Below are 17,652 nucleotides of genomic sequence, written 5' to 3' on the forward strand. Positions count from 1 at the left end.
TTTTCAGAATGGTTTGGGAAGTTCTATGATCCCGCCCGCCAAGGGGGCGAGTTCAAGGACGTTCGGTGAGAGTCCGATACGCTCGGAACCGACCATCATCGCCGACCTGTGCTCGTCGTAGACCATGGCGCACGGGGTCGGGAACGGAAGGGGAGCAGTGAGCTTGAGAGAGCCATCGCCCGCGTGGCAGGTGACCCTCCAACGGTTCGCATGGCTGACCCATAGGTCTCCGCCGCCATCAAGACCGATGCCGTTGACATCGCCTCGAGCGACCGGAAGCACGCCCCCACGTACAGGTTCGATCTTTTCCTTACGGAGGTCGATCGTCAGGATCGAGTTGGTGCCTGCGCAGATCGCGACCACGATGTTCCCATCCGGAGAGACCGCCACACCGGCGCGAATCAGAACGTCGGGAACGGTCGCGAGCACGGTGCCCCTGTCGTCGGAGACCTCGATGGAGCCTTCATCCTCCGATACCTTGGTAAGGACGGCGAAGCGTCCGGCCGGAGACTGGTGGATGGATGCGGCATTCGCGAACAGGTCGGCTTCCATCACCTTGGACGGCTGGGCGTCGATGCCATCGGCCGGAACCCGCCAGAGTGCACGTTCCGATACGACGAGAAGCGTATCGCCGGAGGGATCCATGGCCAGACCCTGGACTGGGCTGTCGAACCACACGACGATCTCGCGACCGTCCTCCGCGAGCCGGTAGACAGCTCCGCCTGGCCCGTCCGTCCACAACAGCGTCTTCCGCCTCCTGTCATAGGTCATGGCATTCGCCCTGAATGCCTGGACGTCGTGGAGCCTGACAGGAAGACCATGGAACTGGCCGGCCTCGATAGGAACGCCTCTGGAGACGACGGCAGCGAGGCCCTGCGAAATCGCACGCGAAGCAGCCTGGAGAACCGAAGCCAGTTCCGAGATCCTCTCGTCCGACATACGGAATGCCGGGCCCGTGATGCTGATGGATGCGATCGCGGAACCGCTTGTATCGTAGATCGGAACAGACACGCAGCGGACGCCGTCGATGATCTCGTTGTCGTCGATGGCGAAGCCCCTCGCCCGGATCATCTGGATGTCCGAACGCAGAGCTTCGGGGGTCATGATCGTCTTGTCGGTGTATCTCGTGAATACGATCTGCGAGATCAGCCTCTCTCGATCGCTCTCCGATTGAAATGCCAGAAGCGACTTTCCAAGACCGGTGCAATATAAAGGCTTGCGCTCGCCGATTCCGGAGGCGAATCGGCGTGCACCGCTTCCTTCCCATCGCGCGATCGCCTGCTGGATGTCACCGTTCATCACGCCGAGGTTGACGTTGTCGCCGTAGACGTCGGCGATCCGTTTCAGGATGACCGAACTGATCGCAATGAGTTCGGAGCTTCGGCTCACGCTTCCGGCGAGCGAAGTGAATTTCGAACCCAGAATGTAGGACTGGTCGCGCCGGTCCATGGTGATGAACCCGCGCGAAGAGAGTGCCGCGAGTATCCGGTAGAGCGTGCTCTTCGAGAAGCCCGTCTTGGCCGACAGATCCTTCACCTTGAGCCTCTGGTCGGTCTCGCCGATGAACTGGAGGATGTCAAGCGACTTGTTCAGGAGGCCGGTACCCGGCACTCCGCCAGCGGAATCGCTGCTCATGTCGTCCTGCTCCGGTCTCGTGGTGTTGCTCATCGGGATGCTCCATGTTCGGGATGCAGGTGGCGGGATAAGAACTCGACACCTTTGATCGCGCCGTCGGCAGATATACGATGAGTGCCGACAGGGTCGAGCACGAGTTCGAAATTGCCGTCCAGTCCCGCCCGCAGGAGATCGGACTGAAGACGGACGCTGTCTCCGAACGGCACCACCTCGTCGCGCATACCGTGCCATGTCAGCAAAGGAGTTCTCGCAATCGAACCCAGTGTGCTGTCGGAAACGCCGTAGCCGGAGAGCCTGGAGAGCGCCTCCGTGTGCGCCCGATAGGTGTCGGCATCATAACGTCCACCGGGCGGGAAGATCGTCCGGGAGGCGTCTTCGTAGTAGCCAGAACCCATGTAGTTCACCGCAGCGGCGATCCAGTCGTAACGAGAGAGCGCGCCCAAAGTGACGAAGCCCCCCATGGACGCTCCGGACACACCGATCTTCGCGGGGTCTGCAAGGCCTCGGTTCACGTAGTGGTTTCGGTAGATTTCCAGTTCGTCGATGTTCTGCTTCAGGAGGCTCCAGAACTGGGTCAGCCGGAAGGTGTCGTTCCCATCGAAACGGGCGCCGTGAAGGTTCGCTTCCGGCAGTATCGTTCGCATCCCCTTCATCGCCAGCATGTAGGCCATGAAGGAACTGGTCTCCTTGGAGTTCCTGTATCCATGGAAGAAGAAGACGGTCGGCAGGCAGGCGTCCACCGCGTCTCGCGGCGCGGCGTGGATCGCTGGTATGCCCCCGATGTCGTCCTCGAACATGACGATCATAGCTGCACCCGATACTGCTCGAGCACGTCGAGATCGGGAGAAAAGCCGATCCCAGGCTGATCAGGGACAGCAATCCGACCAGCTTCCGGACGCGGAGTATCGACACCGATCCATGCTTCGGGTTCGACGTAGAGATATTCGAACAGTCCGGCGTTCTTGACTGCCGCTGCAAGCTGCACGGTCGCATGATAGCCCGGCCCGAAATACGGAGAGTGCGGCATCACGGTGATCTGGCGAGTTTCGGCCGACCTGCAGACCTTGAGGAACTCGGTGACGCCGCCGACCTTGGTCACGCTCGGCTGGGGATAGTCGACGGCCTGCATGAGCCGTTCGAACTCGAAGGCGGTGCAGGCGTTCTCGCCCGCAGAGAGGCCGACCCCATGGGATCGGAGCTTCGCCATCGTCTCGAAATCCTCTGGAGGGAAGACGGGCTCCTCGAGCCAGAGCGTGTCTAGAGCCTTCAGTTCGGGGAGGTATTCGTTGGCAAGGTCGGCTGACCATGTGCAGTTGACGTCGACGGTCAGGCGCATGCGAGGGTCGATGACCTTCCTGGCAGCCCGGATCTCCGGCATGCTGATCTCGTGAAGCTTCAGGGTGCCATATCCCTCGCGGCATGCCTGCTCGGAAAACTTCGACACGAGGTCGGCATTGCCATACCGGACGAGGCTGGCATAGGCCTCGATATTGCTCCGTGATCCTTCGGACACGAGCGAGGCGAGCGAGACGCCTGCAGCCTTCGCCTTGAGGTCCCACAATGCGATGTCGACGCCCGACAGGGCGAAGATAGTGATACCGTAGCGGCCGAATAGCGCGAGCTTCTTCTGGACCTCGAGGTTGAGGTCGGCGGCGTCCTCGACGTTCCGGCCGATCAGGATCGGTGCGATCATGTCGCGGACCGCCAAGGCGACGGGACGGTAACAGAAGTAGCTGAATGCCTCGCCCCAGCCGACAAGACCCGTGTCCGTCTCGACCTTGACCAGTACGATGTCCAGCGTGTTCCAGCTCTGCGGGGTGATGCCTATCCCGGTGCCGCCGTCGCTGAAGGGGATGCGGGCGACGATGGGTTCGATTGAAGTGATTTTCATCGTCGTCACCACTCGTAGATCCTCGAGACGGGCGCCTCGAATTCGTTGTTGGAAAAATGGCCGCCGATCGCATGGGTGCCCACCAGTTCGGGATCTTCCGGCGGCTGCGCCATCACTTCCGAGGCGTTGGCTTCGGAGTTGTCCTGTGGTCGGTAGCCGAGTTTGAAGGCGGCATTGTTGTCGAAGAAGGTCCGATCGTTGCCCGATACGCCGTAGACGACGGCGTATCTCAGGGACGGATTCTCGAAGCCGATCCGCACGAGCTGCGCGAGATCGCGCCAGCTCACCCAGATGGACATGCGACGACGGTCCTCGGGCCGCTCGTTCGCGCGGCCGATCCGGATGCAGAGCACCCGAAGGCCGTACTTGTCTGCATAGAGGGCTCCGACTTGCTCTCCGAAGGCTTTCGTCAGGCCGTAGCGGCTGTCAGGTCGGAGAAGGACGTCCGAGCCGATGCGGCGGTTGCGCGGATAGTATCCGACGACGTGATGGGAGCTTGCGAACACGACGCGCTTCACGCCGGACAGACGGGCAGCCTCGTAGACGTTCCAAGCGCCCTTGATGTTGCCTTCGATCTGCTGGTCGATGCCTGCGTCGGTCGTGCAGCCTGCGAGATGCAGCACGCCGTCGATGCCCTCCATCGCCCGGACCAGAAGGTCGAAGTCGGAGATGCTTCCCTGTACGAAGTCGTCCTGATCGGTGAACCCGTCGCACCTCAGGTCGAGGAAACGGAGTTGAAAGTGCTGGCTGAGCTCCTGCCTCAGGCCGGTGCCAACCTCGCCTGCCGCTCCGATGATCAGTATCTTCATTCGCTTATTTCCCGATCCAGATGTCTTTCGACCGGGGACGATCCAGACAGGATCGTCCCCGGACAATTCCTACTTCAGCGCAGCTTCCTTGACGGCCGGCGGCAGATCGATGCCCTGGTACTTCTTGTAGACGTCCTCGAGGACGCCGCTCTGCATGTTGGTCTTCACCCAGGCGTCGATCGCATTGCGGAGCGCGTCCTCACCCTTCTTCATGCCGATACCGTGCATGTTGGTCCGCAGCACGATCTTCTGCTCGAGAACCTTCGAAGGGTCGCGCTTCTTGATGGTCTCGTTCAGGGAGAGCGACTGTGCGACGATGTTCATCTGGCCGCTCAGGACCGACGTGACGGTCGTAGCTTCGTCGTCGAACCTGACGATCTCGACGCCTGACGGCGCCATCTTGGTTAGGTCGCTGTCCATCACGGTTCCGCGAGCGACGGCGACCTGCTTGCCGACCAGGTCCTCGAGAGAAGTGACTTTCATGGAAGGCGGTGCCGACACGGCCGTGGACGTGCCCGAATATGGGATCGAGAAGTCGATGACCTTCTTGCGCTCGTCCGTGATCGTCATCGCGGCGACGACGATGTCGGCCTTGCCGGTCATGAGAAGCGGGATACGGTTCGCGCCGTTCGTCTCGACCACTTCGAGCTGGACGCCGAGGTCCTTGGCGAGGAGCTTCGCGGTCTCGTATTCGGAACCGGTCAGTTGGAGCTTGTCGTCCTTGTAGGACCACGGCGGCAGGCCGGGATCTATCGCGACGCGGATCTTTCCCGCGGCCTTGATGTTGGCCATGGCGTCCGCGAAGGCGCCGCTTGCTCCGAAGACCAGTGGCAGCACGCAGACCGCGGCTGTAAAAATTTGTCTGCTGACTTTCATTACTTCCTCCCTTTTGGCACTTGGCGACACTTAAAGATCATGCTCCACGAACTCCGCCAGCTCCGGCGTCGAAGGTGATTTCAGGATGTCCGGGCCGCCCATCTCGTGGACGCGGCCGTCGCGCATGTAGACGACCTTGTCGGCTACGTTGCGGGCAAACTGCATCTCGTGGGTCACCAGGACCATGGTCATTCCGTCTGCGGCGAGTCCTTCGATGACACGAAGGACTTCGCCAGTGAGCTTCGGGTCCAGCGCCGAGGTGACTTCGTCGAAGAGCATAACCTGCGGCTGCATGGCCAGGCTCCGGGCGATGGCTACGCGCTGCTGCTGCCCGCCTGAAAGCTGCTCGGGATAGGACTTGAGCTTGTCGGCCAGACCCACCTTCGCGATGACGGAGGCTGCAACGTCACGGGCCTCTGCATTCGACAGGCGTCGGACCAGCCGTGGGCCGAGGGTCACGTTTTCTTCCACCGTCAGGTGCGGGAACAAGTTGTAGCTCTGGAAGACGATGCCGACGTCGCGTCGGAGCTGCTTCAGGTCGACCTTGTCGGCCTGGAGCCTGTGGCCACAGACCACCAGCTCTCCGCCGTCGATACGCTCCAGGTGGTTCATGCATCGCAGCGCAGTCGACTTGCCCGAGCCGGACTGCCCGATGATGGCGACGACCTCGCCCTTCTCGACGCCGAAGGTCACGCCCTTGAGCACCTTCACCGCGCCGAAGGACTTCTCGACATTGTTCAGTTCAACGATTGGCGACATTGAGTTTCTTCTCCAGCGCGCGAGACTTCAGCGACAGCGGGTAGCAAATGAGGAAATAGAGCAGACCGGCCAGGCCGAAGAACAGGAACGGCTCGAAGGCCGAGTTGTTGATCACTTTGGCGTTGTAGGAAAGCTCGGTGTAGCCGACGACGAGCGACGAGACGGACGTGTTCTTCACGATGATGACGAGGAAGCCGACAGTCGGGGGCGTCGCTATCCGAAGCGCTTGAGGAAGGACGACGCGGGTCATGCGCTGCCAGCGAGAGAGACCGATGCACTCCGCCGCCTCCCACTGCGCCTTCGGAACGGACAGGAAGCAGCCGTACCAGATCTCGCCGAGATAGGAGCTGGCGAAGATCGTCATGGCAAGCGTCGCGGCCACGAGCGGCGGCAGCGAGTCGTATCCGAGAAGGCTCGGACCGAAATAGCAGACGCCCATCAGCACGAGCAGCGGGATGCCTTGGACCCCCTGGGTGTACACGCCGACGGCGACAGACACCGCCCTGACTGGCGACAACCGCGCAAGGCTGATCGCGAACCCGACGAGACCGCCGAAGAAGAACGTCAGGGCGCTCAGGACAATGGTGCCGATGAAGCCTTGGATGAGATATTCGAGAAATTGCGTGTTCATGTCCGGTCTCCGCTCACAACGGGGTGCCGAGGCGGCGGCGACGGGTGAAGATCGTCTGGCCGAAGATGTAGAAGGCGAGCCTCATGATCACGGTCAGGACGAGATATATCCCTCCGAGAACCACGAAGACTTCGAAGTTTCTGTAGGTCTCGCTCTGCACCCGGTTCGAGCTTCCGAAGAGTTCCTCGACGCCGACGGCGGACAGGACGCTGGAGCCGAGCATCAGCAGGACATACAGGCTGGTGAGACTGGGATAGACCCGTTCCATCGCCGGCCTCAGGATCACGTGGAAGAATATCTGGAACCGGGTGAGACAGATGCACTCCGCAGCCTCGATCTGGCCGGGCTTGATGGATTCGATGCCCGCCCTCATCACCTCTGTCGTGTATGCGCCGACGTTCACGACAAGTGCGATGACGGCGCCGACCATGATCGGGAGCTTTAGGCCCGCGCTTGCGAGGCCGAATATGAGAAAGTAGCTCTGGATCAGCAGCGGAGTGTTGCGAATGACCTCCACGTACCCGCCGACCAGCGCGCGGAGCCAGACAGGACCGCTCGTCCGCCCGATCGCGCACATCGTCCCGAAGACGAAGCCGATCACGGTGGCCCAGAATGCGAGAACCAGCGTCGTCCAGGCACCACGCAGAAGCAGCGGCCAATGTTCGAAGACTGCATTGAAATCGAAAGTGTATGTCATGCGACGCTCCCTTTCAGGGATGCGCCCAGCATGAAGACGCGCCTCGAAGACGGCGTCCGTTCAATCTGAAGCATAGATATGATCTCCTCCGAGATGCTGGAGGGGTATTTCCCACAATATGGTTCACACGTCAATTCGAAAGATAAAATTCACAACGAAATTCTTACAATGCGGCTCCAAATCCAATCATTGTCGTATTTCTTCCCATTTTCTGTCGATTTTCAGCCGTATATTTCGTTCTCTGGAAAATGACGTCCATGTCGAGCCATATTATGGGAAAGCCGGCCTTGCCTCCTCGGCCGAGATGACGCGCAAATATCAAAGGCGGCGCGACCGCTTCCGTACCAATCTCACCAAGGCGTCGGGACTGTGAGTTCCCCGCCCGCAGACGGCGTTTCAAAACGATCTGCAGCCGGAACAGTTTCGTCCGAGCCGTCAACTACAGGAGACTACCGAATGCAACTACGCATTCGCATAATAGTCCAGCAGCTTTTGCGCATCTTCGGCCAACCAATTAGCTACACCCAGAATATAACCGGCTATTCGGCCCGACGGAGTGATCAGGTAAGTCACGGGCATACCTCCGAGCAGCGAGAATGGCGCTGTTGGCTCGGGCGAGTTGCTCGCGAGCCGGCCATCCGGATCAAGGTAGATTGGAAGTGAACGGATCGAAAGCTCTTCGAGATAAGGTCTGATCTTGCTTCGCCGCTCAGCAGCGTCGGTTGAGACCGCGGCGACGCTGACCCGATTTCCGGCTTTCCTTTCAAAACGCTCCAGCAACGGAAGATCCTGCCGGCACGCCTCGCACCATGTGGCCCAGAAGTTGAGGAGCAAAATCTTGCCCGGCGCAGCGGTCAGCCGCTTGGGCCGACCCGCGTCATCCGCCAGTGTGACCGCCGACATTTGTGCTGCCGGCTCGATCATGGTGAACTGATGTCTCATGGTACTGAACACAGGCGGATTGTCGAATTCTTCAGAGAGGCTGGCGTTGGCGAAGAGCGGGAGACCAGCCAGTCCAACCAACGAGGTCAGGACTGTGCGGCGAGACATTTCCTGATTGCGGCCAAAACCAGCGTTCGACCCCTCAGCCACGGATGTAACTCCATCCGCTTTCCTCGAGCTCAATGACCCGGCCGATGCCAAACGGGACGAGTCTTGCGCCATCGATCAGATCGATAGGATGCCCTTCCTTTTGTTCGGCAATCTTTTTCGACGAATCACACATGCTGAATACGATGCCTGGCACTGTCTGGCGTAGTGCCGCCAATGGCTGCTGAAGCGGAGAAGTGTCGGCGCGAAACAGCTTGATGCCCGACCCGTTGGCGACGATCTCTATCTTTACAGTTTCGTTTTTCAGAGCAAAGGATCGGGTGATGTTCATCGAATAGCTGATCGCATGCCCCATCACCTTCTCATCATCTGAATCGATGAGAATGACAACTCGATGTTCTGCTGTTGGCGACATTGATCTCGCTAGCGCCATATGTCCCCCGGGTAAGAGGCTCCAAATTCCAGCAAGAATCGTCACTGCCAGGAATGGCCAGCACAGCCGCAACACTGCATTTGATTGTATCGATTTACCCGACTGCATTACTTGAATCCCGCTGCGCTGATTGTGAGTGGAGGAGAGAGGCCGAATTCGGCAGTCGATCTGGGAACGAGGCGCCTTTTTGCGCTCCTGCCTTTCCTTGAGCGTAGTTGATGACTGTCGTATCGCCGAGCAAGCGAACGCGGGTGACTGCCAGTCGCGTTCGATGGTCTGCTGCGATCCCGGCAGGCGCGTGGAATCGGGGCGCATCTCTCTCGCTAACGAACACCGGTGCGATCGCCAGACGAAAGTCGTCGAACACGCCGGCATCAAGAAACATCGAGAGGACTTTGGTTCCGCCCTCAACGAAGAGGCTATCAATTCCGACTGTCTCAAGCGTTTGTATGATGTCCCCCGCATCCAGTGTATCGTTGACGCTGTGAACCGTGGCTAGGCCGTGGAAACGGCGCGCGAGTTCTGCAGCAATTGCAGTTGGGCAGAAAATGATCTTTTCGGCACCGTCCCTTTGAAAGAAGTTGGCGCTCGGATCGAGATCTCCGGTCACCGTAATGGTGACCTTGCTTGGTTGCGGGCGTTTACCTTGCCTTGTTCGGTCCTGCACCAACTTCTGGTCTCGAACGGTTAGGGTCGGATTGTCACTACGCACTGTCCCGGCACCGACCAGAATAGCGTCATGTCTTGCGCGTTCGCGCTGGATGTCTTGGAGATCCGCTTCGCTTGACAGAATAAGGCGCTTTTTCGACAAGTCGTCTATACATCCGTCGATGGAACACGCTATTGAGAGCGTAACTCTTTCCATACTGCTCACTCCCATAAGGGACGCATCCGTCGCTCTAGCTGCGATCCTCGTTGTCGTCCTGCAGCGTGATCGCATGCCCGGTGTGCCGAATCTTGGCGTCGAGATAACGAAGATTGTGACGGTTGGCGTGAACGCTTGTCCGTCGAACAGACGCCACCTCAATACCAAGTCCTTCGAGCTGGCTTCGCTTATCCGGGTTGTTGGTGAGGAGCGTGATGCGCGTGATGCCTAACGCCGTCAACATTTGAGCGCCTGCAGTATAGTCGCGCTCGTCGTCGCGGTGGCCGAGGACGCGGTTGGCGGCGAAGGTATCTTCTCCAAGCTCCTGCAAGCGGTAGGCATCCAGCTTGCGATATAAGCCGATACCCCTCCCTTCTTGCCGCAGATAGAGTAAGTAGCCGCCCTCATCGTTGAGGCGGTGTAGGGATTCTTGAAGCTGTGCGCCGCAGTCGCATCGTGCCGAGCCCAGGACATCGCCGGTCATGCATTCGGAATGCAAGCGCACAAGCGGCGAGGCTCCTGGATTTCCGAATTTCAGGGCAAAATGTTCTTTGCCGTCGGCCAACCCATGAAAGGTATGGATCGTGGCCAGCGCCTCGTGACCGTCGGCCACGAGAAGCGGCAACTGTGCCGATGTGCGGACGGACGGGCCGCAATTACCGTCCGGAGACTTGAAGGACAGACAATTCATCTGTGCGTGCTCCATGAAGTTGTCTTACGGTTCGTTTTCCGGCATGCGCGGGTGCTCCGTAGTACGACGAAAAGAACGGGAAAATTGTCGAATCCTGGCTCATTTCCGACCGGAAATCGGTGCCTTCTTAGAGCGTCCCCAAAGGATGAAGGAGCTAAGTGCCAGCAAGATAAAGTTGAGCGGCGTGACAAACGCTTCTCCGCGCGAGACATGGAAAATGATTGCCGCAATCTGGAGCACTGTGCAGCCAAGGGCCGCAAGCACGGTTAGCCGAGGTTGGATTCGCGTCAGGGCCGGCAGGAGTACCCCAATGCCGCCGGCAGCGTCTATCATGCCCATTAAGCGCAAGAAGGCGGGCGGAACCTGACCTGGCCAAACCCACATTGCCGCCAGTTGGTCGATTGGCATGAACATTTTCATTCCGCCGAATATTACATAGCCCACGAATAACAGGCCTTGGACAAACCAGAGGCTGATGTTGAGAGGGCGGCTGACATGCTGGTTGGCTGCCGAGATCGAATTGGTGGTCACGTTATGTGCTCCTGAAAGGTGATGTTGTGCCGGGCGTTGACGGGTTCCAGATGGAGATTCGAGCCGTTTGGAGCTGCGGACATCATATTCTCAGCTAATCGTGTAACGTGGTCGGTGCATTTGACCGGCGGTTATGATAATGGTGGCATCATTCTCGTTTGAATGATACGATATGGTATATTATCGTTATGAACCTGGAGTCAAGCGGATTATGAAAGCGTGGTCTGACGATCATCCGAAAGCAAAGCTAATGGCGCGAAAGCGAGCGGCAATTCTTGATGCTGCACGGGTCATGTTTTTGCGGGTCGGATATGAAGGGGCAAGCATGGAAGGGATTGCCGCTGCGGCCGGCGTTTCAATCATGACGCTCTACCGGCACGCGGAGAGCAAGGACGACCTGTTCGCAGCAGTGATCCTTGAGGCATGTGACTATTCACATGACATGGACCATCCCGACAACGTTGCGCTCAAGGAGCAGCCCCTAAAGGATGTGCTTGTTGGAGTGGGCCGCCTGTTCCAGGAGAAGCTGACGAGTCCGGAGATCATATCGTTGTTTCGCACTGTCATGGTCGAGACCACGCGTTTTCCGCATTTGGCAGAAGCTGCATATCGCGGCTTTGTTGAAGCGTGGGAGGAGAACATGGACGTCATCTTCTCGCAAAGAGCCGAGTTCCGAGAGGTCGACCTACAGATTCGTCGGGATCTCATTGCGACGTTTTTCGGTAACCTTCTCGGAACCGACGTCTTGCGTGTGCTCTTGGGCTTGCAGGGCTCATCGGAGGAGGTTCGTGAGCGCCGATCCCTTGCCGCAGCGGAAACGCTATTGAGTGAATTATCTTAAAAGGAGGCTTCAGCAGCCTCAATCCCGCCGGGCCGAACCGTGAACTTCTTATCTCGTCTGGCAATACCGGATGGAACCGGCCGTCGTCACCGTCACACCTTCGTCATCCGCAATCACCACTCCGAACGGCCGCAGACAACGCCCCTCCCCTGCACGACCTGAAATCGTTAAGTCAAAATGAGGGGTAATCGCGGAATTCCCCTTCCAGAGGCCATGGAGCAGTCCAGGCACCGGTCCGTGCAGCAGGCCTCCAGCTATTACAACAATGCTGCGAGGAGGACCGGCCGGACAGCTCGGCTCTTATAGCGGCCGGAGGCGGCCAAAACCGGCCGCCGCATTCGCGGGCGAGATGGTGGTGGCGAATCGGGCGGTGTTTTCGCACTAACCTGTGTACGAAGCGAAACTTTCGCCGTTGCCGTGAGAAACAACAGGATTATCGACTCTTTTTTTGGCTGTCTTTTTCTCACTCGAATCTGCTTATCTGTTGTTAGCCGGCTAACTAAGTTTACCATATGTAAAAGCGAGATACACCAATTTTTTCAATCAATTATCAATTGCGATAACGATGCAAATGGGCCCAAATACTTCCAGATTGGATTGAGCCAGCGCCATAACATAATACTGCTCGCCGGAATTCGGCGAGTGTGTGAGAGCACGGCGGTCAACTTGCCAGCCAATCCCAATCTCTAGGGGCCGTTTCAGGCCAGTTGCGGGGGAACGGATTGGCTCAATTGGCGGGGCACCACGCCTAAGGCTCCGGATAGGTCCACAGCAAACTGTCCGCATTGATCGCGGCAACCAATGAATTTGCCCTTTCATGGGTATAGGGTCTTTGTCCCAAACCCATGTAATTAGCTTCGATGTCAACCAGATATGCAACGACGGTGGAACTGGCAACTCCTCTACGCAACTGTCTCGCCGCGTTCAGCAGGTAAGTATCGTATTCATCGGCGAACGACCTACACTCCTCATCGTGCCAACGTTGTCCCGGTTTCAATAAACCTATTGGATCCCACAGAGACCAACCAATGTCGCGCAGCCGGAAGAGTTTTATTGTTGGCGGCGATTGAAGCGGAGCCATTTCTTATCTTCTTGACCATTTGTCACACGGGTTAGGGCTGTGCCAATCATTCTGCGCCTCATTGCGGCAGACGATAGACCTCGGCATTGTCCTGCCGCTCCCGGAGGCCTTTATACGAAGCATGACGCAGTTTGCCGTCATCAGTCCACGCACGATACTCGATTTCGGCGATCAGCGTCGGGTGGACCCAGACGACGCCGCGCTGTTTCAGCGCGATCGGTGCCCGTGCAGTCTTGAGCTTGTCCAGATCCTTGCGAAGCCTGGCGGCATCACGCTCGTTGAAGCCCGTCCCCACATTGCCGACGTAGACAAGATCGTGGCCTCGATAGGCAGCGAGAAACAAATTGCGGATCCCGCCGTGGGCAACAGCGGATGGTGCATAGCCGACGATGAAAAAGCTATCGCTTTGGACGCATTTCACCTTGATCCAATCGCCGGTACGGCCAGAGCGATACGGCAGCTCACGGTTCTTGGCGATGATACCCTCCAGACCGTGCGCACATGCGGCGGCCAGCAAGTCGTCGCCATCGGCTTCGACCTGCTCGGATAGTTGAATGACGCCGGCATGATCGACGAGAAACCCATCCAGGATCTGCCGACGCTCGGCGAGATCCAGCTTTGTCAGGTCGTGTCCATCGAAATAAAGCAGATCGAAAGCATAGAAGATCGCCTCATCTGCTCGCCGCCGCCCGCCCCTTCTCCCAAGAGCGTGCTGAAGGGCGCCGAAGCTCGATTTCCCCTCCCCATCTAGGACGACAGCTTCTCCGTCGAGAATCATCGTCATGCCGAACTCCGTGGCCTCCTTGGCGATTGTCGGAAAGCGGTCAGTCCAGTCGTGCCCTCCACGGGTAAGAATGCGTACGCGGCCGGGTTCAACGTGAATAGCGAGGCGATAGCCGTCCCACTTTATTTCATAGAGCCATTGCGGCCCTTTCGGGACCTCGGACTTCAGAAGCGCGAGCGCCGGCTCGATCCGCTCCGGCATTGGATCAAGCGGCAACCTCGGCTGGTCTGGATCACGGGCTTTGCGCGCCTGACTTCGCAGCGGCATTTCCGAGGTGGCGAGAAGGGGTTTTGATGACTTACGCGGGGACTTCGTCATGGAAAACAGTGCAACAGAGAAAGCTTAATGAGTCGAGTCTTTCCTCATCCCGACAACTCACCAGGTATTCTTCACTTTCCACTGGCCGTATGACATCTAACGCGGCGACGCCGTGACATTGCGAGGGGCTGATCAAAGTGAGGCGATTCTGGATAATGCTGGAAAAGCCGCTACCCGTCCAAACCCGAAACCCTTCCAGGAAATAAATCGAGAATCGGATCTGGCTTGAAACGCTCTGGCCCAAAACGGAGGCGCCCGTCAAATGGCCGGATGCCCCGTAGATCCAGGTTGTCGAGAGCAAACGAAACATGGGGGGTGTAGCTTTGATAAAACCATATCATTCCCGCCCGCCGAAACTCAGCGTGACGGCGGGAAAGTTTGCTGCAGCCAAAAGCCAGTACAATGATGCCGCCAAAGTTCAAGACAGCTCTTCGTCCGCTTGCGCGAACCAGCAGACTTTCCTGGACGGGAACTAGTAGTTGGCGGACCTTCGGATCGTGGAATTTTCCGATCGTGACATGCAAAGTCTCCGCCGGGACGATCTTCTGAAAGCCTTCGGTGATCGCCCATTGAAGAATGTCGTCTCGATTAAGAAGCTCTCTGATGACAAACATTCACTTCTCCAGCAGAGCTGTCCGAGAACCGCTATTCGGTCGAAAAGAGACGATGCTCAACATCGGACCACCCAGAGCGGCACATGACCAACGAAAATCGCGAAACACCTAAAAGAGAAGCAATGCTGAGTGGCTTGCGGAATTAGCTGGGACGCGAAAGCTGTTTAGCGAAAGTGCGACGGCTGCTGTCGAAATCGACAATACTACGTCTAGCACGGCGGACTCTCGCCATTTGCGCGTCGGATGTGAATCGGCGTCGCCAGATCGCCCCGCCCATCCTTGAAATAGCAATGGCTTGTAACGACGATTTGCCTCTAATCACCGCACCGATTCTCAGGTAGACGAGCGATCATCAAATGTTCACTTGTAAGCAAGCGCAACGCTGAAAAATGGAGAGCATTGGAGAAATCAGCGTGGCGCCGGCTGCAAGCCGGGATTTCGGGAATTCTCGACGCGCAAGAAGCGGGACAAAGGCAGCCGCAGGAGCTTCAACATCGTGACCCGAAGGGGAAGCGGGATCGACTGCCCCTCACTCTTTGCGCTCCGCTTTCATGGCAGGTGGGTGTCATTGAGGGAGCACCCTTGACTCCATCCCAAATGAGAACATAATAGGAACAGATTGCCGGAGCAACCGCCGTCTGCGCAATTTCCATATCGACACGTCAGCAGTTTGACCCCCATGATTCTAGAGGGGCAGGAGACCTATTGCCTCATGACAGCCGCAGCCGCTCAGACAGATGAACCGCAATTCGATCAGGTCCGCTTCCGTGCTTAACCTATTCGAAGGCGACGCCCGCGCCACGATCAGCGCTCTGCTCGCCGAATTGAAGTTCGTTAGAGGACAACTGGCCCTCTGCGAGGCTGGAATGAGCGTCGGATTTACGCGCGGTTGGGTTCCAAGTTTCGAAAGTGAAGGAGGAAGCAATGTTTGAATATTCGAGAGATCCACGACCGAGAGACGGTGTTCTCACCATAGACCAGGACGACGCACAGGCGCTTTATGATTTCGTCGGCTATTTGGGCCGGCATGCCTTCGATACGTTCAGAGACGACCGGCCCGGCTTCCGTGGGAAGTCGCCTGACATGCTTCGCCATCTCGACAGGATGCGCGACCTGCTGGAAAACGTCATGGACTATCCGACCTTGGACGAGGAACTTTGCTGGGATGAGCCGAAGCCGCTCGTGACAGACGAGGTTCATGGCTTGCTACTGACGGAGATCGGAAACCGGACCGGCATACGATTTCTCGAGATCGCAGTTTACTGGAACGACGACCGCAGAGGCTTCGGTACGCTTGTGCTCGCCGTCGATGACGAGGCCGGCGAAACCTGCGGTCTGTTCGAGGTCGAGGATCTCGCCGGCGAGCAGGTCAGTTGCGGTCCCGGCTGGTCCCAATCCGGTGCCGATCTCGACGAGACGATCCGCATGTTCATCAATGCCTTTCCAATGCAGCAACTGGAAGCGCGCAACGAGGACTGCATCAACGAGATGCTGGCCGCGAAAGTCGCCTGACTGTTCGCCATAGACGACGCAGGTACATCCGAAATCCGTCTGGAAGATACCACGTGGTGCGATGACCGACGCTTAGAACTGACAATTCGCATCTTCGGGCATTGATCTTTGGTAATCCAAAAAGGAGAAATTGCCATGGATTGGAATCGCGTCGAAGGCAACTGGAAGCAGGTTAAAGGCAAGATCAAGGAGCAGTGGGGTAAGCTTACCGACGACGACCTTGATCAAATCGCCGGCAAGCGAGATCAGCTCGAAGGCAAGATCCAAGAGCGGTATGGTCTCGCGAAGGACCGCGCAAAGTCCGACGTTGACGATTGGTATGGCCGTCAGAGCTGGTAAAAGTGGAACGCATCGGTCTGGCTGGCCTCGGATAAAGCCCTTTAGAGCAAATTTCGAAAAGTCTTTGCCAGCTGGCGATGCGATCGCATCTGCCATGACCCGAATGTCCTTTGCACAATAGCTCCGTTGCGTGACCTCACAGCCCTGCCTCGGACCCCGAGGCAGGGCTATTGCTGCTGGGCAACGGCCCGTTCACTTCAGCACATCGGCTCATTCTCGGACAAGACGCCGTCACCGTGCACCCTTTGCTCAAACGAGAGTTCAATTTCATCGAATGCGTGCCGACGCAAAAGCTTGAAAATTGCTTCGTTTATGTCTCGTCCGTCGAGGAGGCTGGGTTTGTCGCACAAGACATCAATCGTCCGCTGAGCGGCACGCCTTGCTGCGATGTCGGATGTGGTAAATTTGCGAGCCCAAAGTATCAAAGCTTCGCGAAAACCGGGGTCGTTTGGAATAGATACGTATTTCCGAAAGGGCATAATGCCACTCCGTCCGTCTTGCAGGCGGGAGCACGTATAAGCCCTCAGTCGCCACCGCCTACTTACTCGGTTGGCGACGATGCTTCATCTTACGCTGTAAGAATGGGGAGTCCACCCCTTTCCTATAAGCGAGCAGAGATCTAAGGCCTAAGTCCTTCCATGGCCGGGACTTTGGTCCGTATCCACCAGCAGTGCTCGTGGCATACTACATTCAAAGCGCAGCTTAGCGCGCAGCAGCAATGTAAATTGGAATGGAAAGCCATGAAAAGAATTGCAATCGCAGCGCTGGCGCTCGCCGTGACCTTGGCCGCCTCGCCGGCATTCTCTCAGGTCTACTTTGAATACGGAGTTGGGCCTCGCTACGACTATGATGCGCCGCCACGATACTATCGCGATCGGCCGGCATACGCAGATGATGGATACTACGACGGACCACGCTATAGGTATCATCGCCGATGCTGGACGGAGAGGCGCTATGGCTACCGCCATCATCATCGGGTCGTCGTGCGTGAAACAGTTTGCGAGTAATGGGCGCGAAAACGTAGTTCTTCAGCCCTGAGGCCCGTCTCTGGGAGCGAATGTTGGCATTCACAAACCTGATGGCCTTTCGGTCTCGTCAGGCGTCGAATCCAAATCGACCGCAGCTCCTCCTACTGAAAATCCCTACTCCTCACCTTCAACCTATCGATAAGCCGATCCGGCTCATAAATCTCCCGCGCCTTCATGACAGCCCGCTCGCGTGAGTCCGGACTGCCAGGCGTCCCATGGGCGAACTCGTCACCGCGTCCGGTCGGCAGCCTGAAGGCCTCATCACGA

Annotated in this window: 20 protein-coding genes and 1 pseudogene; 5 read left to right on the top strand and 16 right to left on the bottom strand. The window is 57.9% G+C overall.

Translation table 11 applies throughout. The annotated features are described in order from the left end of the window. Positions 1 to 3: 3 nt before the first annotated feature. The 13 genes from AC13Q5_RS34270 to AC13Q5_RS34330 all read right to left on the bottom strand — a co-directional run bounded on the left by AC13Q5_RS34270 (position 4) and on the right by AC13Q5_RS34330 (position 10,868). Complete coding sequence (locus AC13Q5_RS34270; RefSeq protein ID WP_488504847.1) at positions 4 to 1,668, bottom strand: IclR family transcriptional regulator domain-containing protein; 1,665 nt, start codon at positions 1,666 to 1,668, stop codon at positions 4 to 6. Beyond that, positions 1,665 to 2,441, bottom strand: coding sequence for an esterase (gene yjfP / locus AC13Q5_RS34275; protein ID WP_488504848.1), 777 nt, complete (start codon positions 2,439 to 2,441; stop codon positions 1,665 to 1,667). The genes AC13Q5_RS34270 and yjfP overlap by 4 nt, the downstream gene beginning before the upstream one ends. Then, positions 2,438 to 3,526 carry a mandelate racemase/muconate lactonizing enzyme family protein gene (locus AC13Q5_RS34280; RefSeq protein WP_488504849.1) on the bottom strand — a complete coding sequence of 363 codons (1,089 nt, stop codon included), beginning with the start codon at positions 3,524 to 3,526 and terminating at the stop codon, positions 2,438 to 2,440. The genes yjfP and AC13Q5_RS34280 overlap by 4 nt, the downstream gene beginning before the upstream one ends. A gap of 5 nt (positions 3,527 to 3,531) precedes the next feature. Next, on the bottom strand, positions 3,532 to 4,335 hold the full coding sequence (locus AC13Q5_RS34285; RefSeq protein WP_488504850.1) for an NAD-dependent epimerase/dehydratase family protein: 804 nt from the start codon (positions 4,333 to 4,335) through the stop codon (positions 3,532 to 3,534). A gap of 69 nt (positions 4,336 to 4,404) precedes the next feature. Beyond that, the gene (locus AC13Q5_RS34290) at positions 4,405 to 5,211 is read right to left on the bottom strand and encodes a transporter substrate-binding domain-containing protein (RefSeq protein ID WP_488504851.1); all 807 of its coding nucleotides are present in this window, start codon (positions 5,209 to 5,211) and stop codon (positions 4,405 to 4,407) included. A 30-nt stretch (positions 5,212 to 5,241) separates the two neighbouring features. Continuing rightward, positions 5,242 to 5,970, bottom strand: a complete 729-nt coding sequence (locus AC13Q5_RS34295) for an amino acid ABC transporter ATP-binding protein (protein ID WP_488504852.1) — start codon at positions 5,968 to 5,970, stop codon at positions 5,242 to 5,244. Beyond that, complete coding sequence (locus AC13Q5_RS34300; protein WP_488504853.1) at positions 5,954 to 6,601, bottom strand: amino acid ABC transporter permease; 648 nt, start codon at positions 6,599 to 6,601, stop codon at positions 5,954 to 5,956. The genes AC13Q5_RS34295 and AC13Q5_RS34300 overlap by 17 nt, the downstream gene beginning before the upstream one ends. Before the next feature lie 13 nt (positions 6,602 to 6,614). Beyond that, on the bottom strand, positions 6,615 to 7,298 hold the full coding sequence (locus AC13Q5_RS34305) for an amino acid ABC transporter permease (RefSeq protein ID WP_488504854.1): 684 nt from the start codon (positions 7,296 to 7,298) through the stop codon (positions 6,615 to 6,617). Positions 7,299 to 7,760: 462 nt separating this feature from the next. Further along, a complete protein-coding gene (locus tag AC13Q5_RS34310) occupies positions 7,761 to 8,390 on the bottom strand; it encodes a TlpA family protein disulfide reductase (RefSeq protein ID WP_488504855.1) in 630 nt (209 codons plus the stop codon). Beyond that, a complete protein-coding gene (locus tag AC13Q5_RS34315) occupies positions 8,383 to 8,889 on the bottom strand; it encodes a DsrE family protein (protein ID WP_488504856.1) in 507 nt (168 codons plus the stop codon). The genes AC13Q5_RS34310 and AC13Q5_RS34315 overlap by 8 nt, the downstream gene beginning before the upstream one ends. Further along, positions 8,876 to 9,646: a RibD family protein gene (locus tag AC13Q5_RS34320; protein WP_488504857.1), complete on the bottom strand. Its 771-nt coding sequence runs from the start codon at positions 9,644 to 9,646 to the stop codon at positions 8,876 to 8,878. Before AC13Q5_RS34320 ends, AC13Q5_RS34315 begins: the two co-directional genes overlap by 14 nt. Before the next feature lie 34 nt (positions 9,647 to 9,680). After that, the gene (locus tag AC13Q5_RS34325) at positions 9,681 to 10,352 is read right to left on the bottom strand and encodes a GTP cyclohydrolase II (protein ID WP_488504858.1); all 672 of its coding nucleotides are present in this window, start codon (positions 10,350 to 10,352) and stop codon (positions 9,681 to 9,683) included. Positions 10,353 to 10,436: 84 nt separating this feature from the next. Then, a complete protein-coding gene (locus AC13Q5_RS34330) occupies positions 10,437 to 10,868 on the bottom strand; it encodes a DoxX family protein (protein ID WP_488504859.1) in 432 nt (143 codons plus the stop codon). 172 nt (positions 10,869 to 11,040) lie between these two features. Between AC13Q5_RS34330 and AC13Q5_RS34335 the strand changes: the two genes are divergently transcribed. Both AC13Q5_RS34335 and AC13Q5_RS34340 read left to right on the top strand, forming a co-directional pair. Continuing rightward, positions 11,041 to 11,709: a TetR/AcrR family transcriptional regulator gene (locus AC13Q5_RS34335; RefSeq protein ID WP_488504861.1), complete on the top strand. Its 669-nt coding sequence runs from the start codon at positions 11,041 to 11,043 to the stop codon at positions 11,707 to 11,709. 186 nt (positions 11,710 to 11,895) lie between these two features. Then, positions 11,896 to 12,015: pseudogene (locus tag AC13Q5_RS34340) on the top strand (integrase); the annotation flags it as partial. A 442-nt stretch (positions 12,016 to 12,457) separates the two neighbouring features. On the opposite strand, the gene AC13Q5_RS34345 reads toward AC13Q5_RS34340, so the two are convergent. From AC13Q5_RS34345 to AC13Q5_RS34355, 3 genes are all read right to left on the bottom strand, one after another. Further along, positions 12,458 to 12,790, bottom strand: coding sequence for a hypothetical protein (locus AC13Q5_RS34345; protein ID WP_488504862.1), 333 nt, complete (start codon positions 12,788 to 12,790; stop codon positions 12,458 to 12,460). Between the two features lie 58 nt (positions 12,791 to 12,848). Next, positions 12,849 to 13,892 (bottom strand): non-homologous end-joining DNA ligase, encoded by a 1,044-nt coding sequence (gene ligD / locus AC13Q5_RS34350; protein ID WP_488504863.1) that lies wholly within the window; start codon positions 13,890 to 13,892, stop codon positions 12,849 to 12,851. A 170-nt stretch (positions 13,893 to 14,062) separates the two neighbouring features. Next, entirely contained in the window at positions 14,063 to 14,506 is a 444-nt protein-coding gene (locus AC13Q5_RS34355) for a phage prohead protein (RefSeq protein WP_488504864.1), read from the bottom strand. A 924-nt stretch (positions 14,507 to 15,430) separates the two neighbouring features. On the opposite strand from AC13Q5_RS34355, the gene AC13Q5_RS34360 reads away from it, so the two are divergent. The 3 genes from AC13Q5_RS34360 to AC13Q5_RS34370 all read left to right on the top strand — a co-directional run bounded on the left by AC13Q5_RS34360 (position 15,431) and on the right by AC13Q5_RS34370 (position 17,364). Continuing rightward, complete coding sequence (locus AC13Q5_RS34360) at positions 15,431 to 16,018, top strand: hypothetical protein (protein ID WP_488504865.1); 588 nt, start codon at positions 15,431 to 15,433, stop codon at positions 16,016 to 16,018. Positions 16,019 to 16,153: 135 nt separating this feature from the next. After that, positions 16,154 to 16,357, top strand: coding sequence for a CsbD family protein (locus AC13Q5_RS34365; protein ID WP_145637301.1), 204 nt, complete (start codon positions 16,154 to 16,156; stop codon positions 16,355 to 16,357). A 740-nt stretch (positions 16,358 to 17,097) separates the two neighbouring features. Beyond that, positions 17,098 to 17,364 carry a hypothetical protein gene (locus AC13Q5_RS34370; protein ID WP_488504866.1) on the top strand — a complete coding sequence of 89 codons (267 nt, stop codon included), beginning with the start codon at positions 17,098 to 17,100 and terminating at the stop codon, positions 17,362 to 17,364. The last annotated feature ends 288 nt before the right edge of the window (positions 17,365 to 17,652 follow it).

Source organism: Martinezella sp. CNPSo 3964, from assembly GCF_057784375.1.

Excerpts from the sequence above, each read along its gene's own strand:
- AC13Q5_RS34285 (WP_488504850.1), bottom strand. The coding sequence starts at position 4,335 with ATGAAGATACTGATCATCGGAGCGGCAGGCGAGGTTGGCACCGGCCTG.
- AC13Q5_RS34345 (WP_488504862.1), bottom strand. The coding sequence starts at position 12,790 with ATGGCTCCGCTTCAATCGCCGCCAACAATAAAACTCTTCCGGCTGCGC.
- AC13Q5_RS34360 (WP_488504865.1), top strand. The coding sequence starts at position 15,431 with ATGTTTGAATATTCGAGAGATCCACGACCGAGAGACGGTGTTCTCACC.
- AC13Q5_RS34280 (WP_488504849.1), bottom strand. The coding sequence starts at position 3,526 with ATGAAAATCACTTCAATCGAACCCATCGTCGCCCGCATCCCCTTCAGC.
- yjfP (WP_488504848.1), bottom strand. The coding sequence starts at position 2,441 with ATGATCGTCATGTTCGAGGACGACATCGGGGGCATACCAGCGATCCAC.
- AC13Q5_RS34300 (WP_488504853.1), bottom strand. The coding sequence starts at position 6,601 with ATGAACACGCAATTTCTCGAATATCTCATCCAAGGCTTCATCGGCACC.
- AC13Q5_RS34305 (WP_488504854.1), bottom strand. The coding sequence starts at position 7,298 with ATGACATACACTTTCGATTTCAATGCAGTCTTCGAACATTGGCCGCTG.
- ligD (WP_488504863.1), bottom strand. The coding sequence starts at position 13,892 with ATGACGAAGTCCCCGCGTAAGTCATCAAAACCCCTTCTCGCCACCTCG.
- AC13Q5_RS34370 (WP_488504866.1), top strand. The coding sequence starts at position 17,098 with ATGAAAAGAATTGCAATCGCAGCGCTGGCGCTCGCCGTGACCTTGGCC.
- AC13Q5_RS34355 (WP_488504864.1), bottom strand. The coding sequence starts at position 14,506 with ATGTTTGTCATCAGAGAGCTTCTTAATCGAGACGACATTCTTCAATGG.
- AC13Q5_RS34315 (WP_488504856.1), bottom strand. The coding sequence starts at position 8,889 with ATGCAGTCGGGTAAATCGATACAATCAAATGCAGTGTTGCGGCTGTGC.
- AC13Q5_RS34270 (WP_488504847.1), bottom strand. The coding sequence starts at position 1,668 with ATGAGCAACACCACGAGACCGGAGCAGGACGACATGAGCAGCGATTCC.
- AC13Q5_RS34335 (WP_488504861.1), top strand. The coding sequence starts at position 11,041 with ATGGTATATTATCGTTATGAACCTGGAGTCAAGCGGATTATGAAAGCG.
- AC13Q5_RS34365 (WP_145637301.1), top strand. The coding sequence starts at position 16,154 with ATGGATTGGAATCGCGTCGAAGGCAACTGGAAGCAGGTTAAAGGCAAG.
- AC13Q5_RS34290 (WP_488504851.1), bottom strand. The coding sequence starts at position 5,211 with ATGAAAGTCAGCAGACAAATTTTTACAGCCGCGGTCTGCGTGCTGCCA.
- AC13Q5_RS34295 (WP_488504852.1), bottom strand. The coding sequence starts at position 5,970 with ATGTCGCCAATCGTTGAACTGAACAATGTCGAGAAGTCCTTCGGCGCG.
- AC13Q5_RS34320 (WP_488504857.1), bottom strand. The coding sequence starts at position 9,646 with ATGGAAAGAGTTACGCTCTCAATAGCGTGTTCCATCGACGGATGTATA.
- AC13Q5_RS34325 (WP_488504858.1), bottom strand. The coding sequence starts at position 10,352 with ATGGAGCACGCACAGATGAATTGTCTGTCCTTCAAGTCTCCGGACGGT.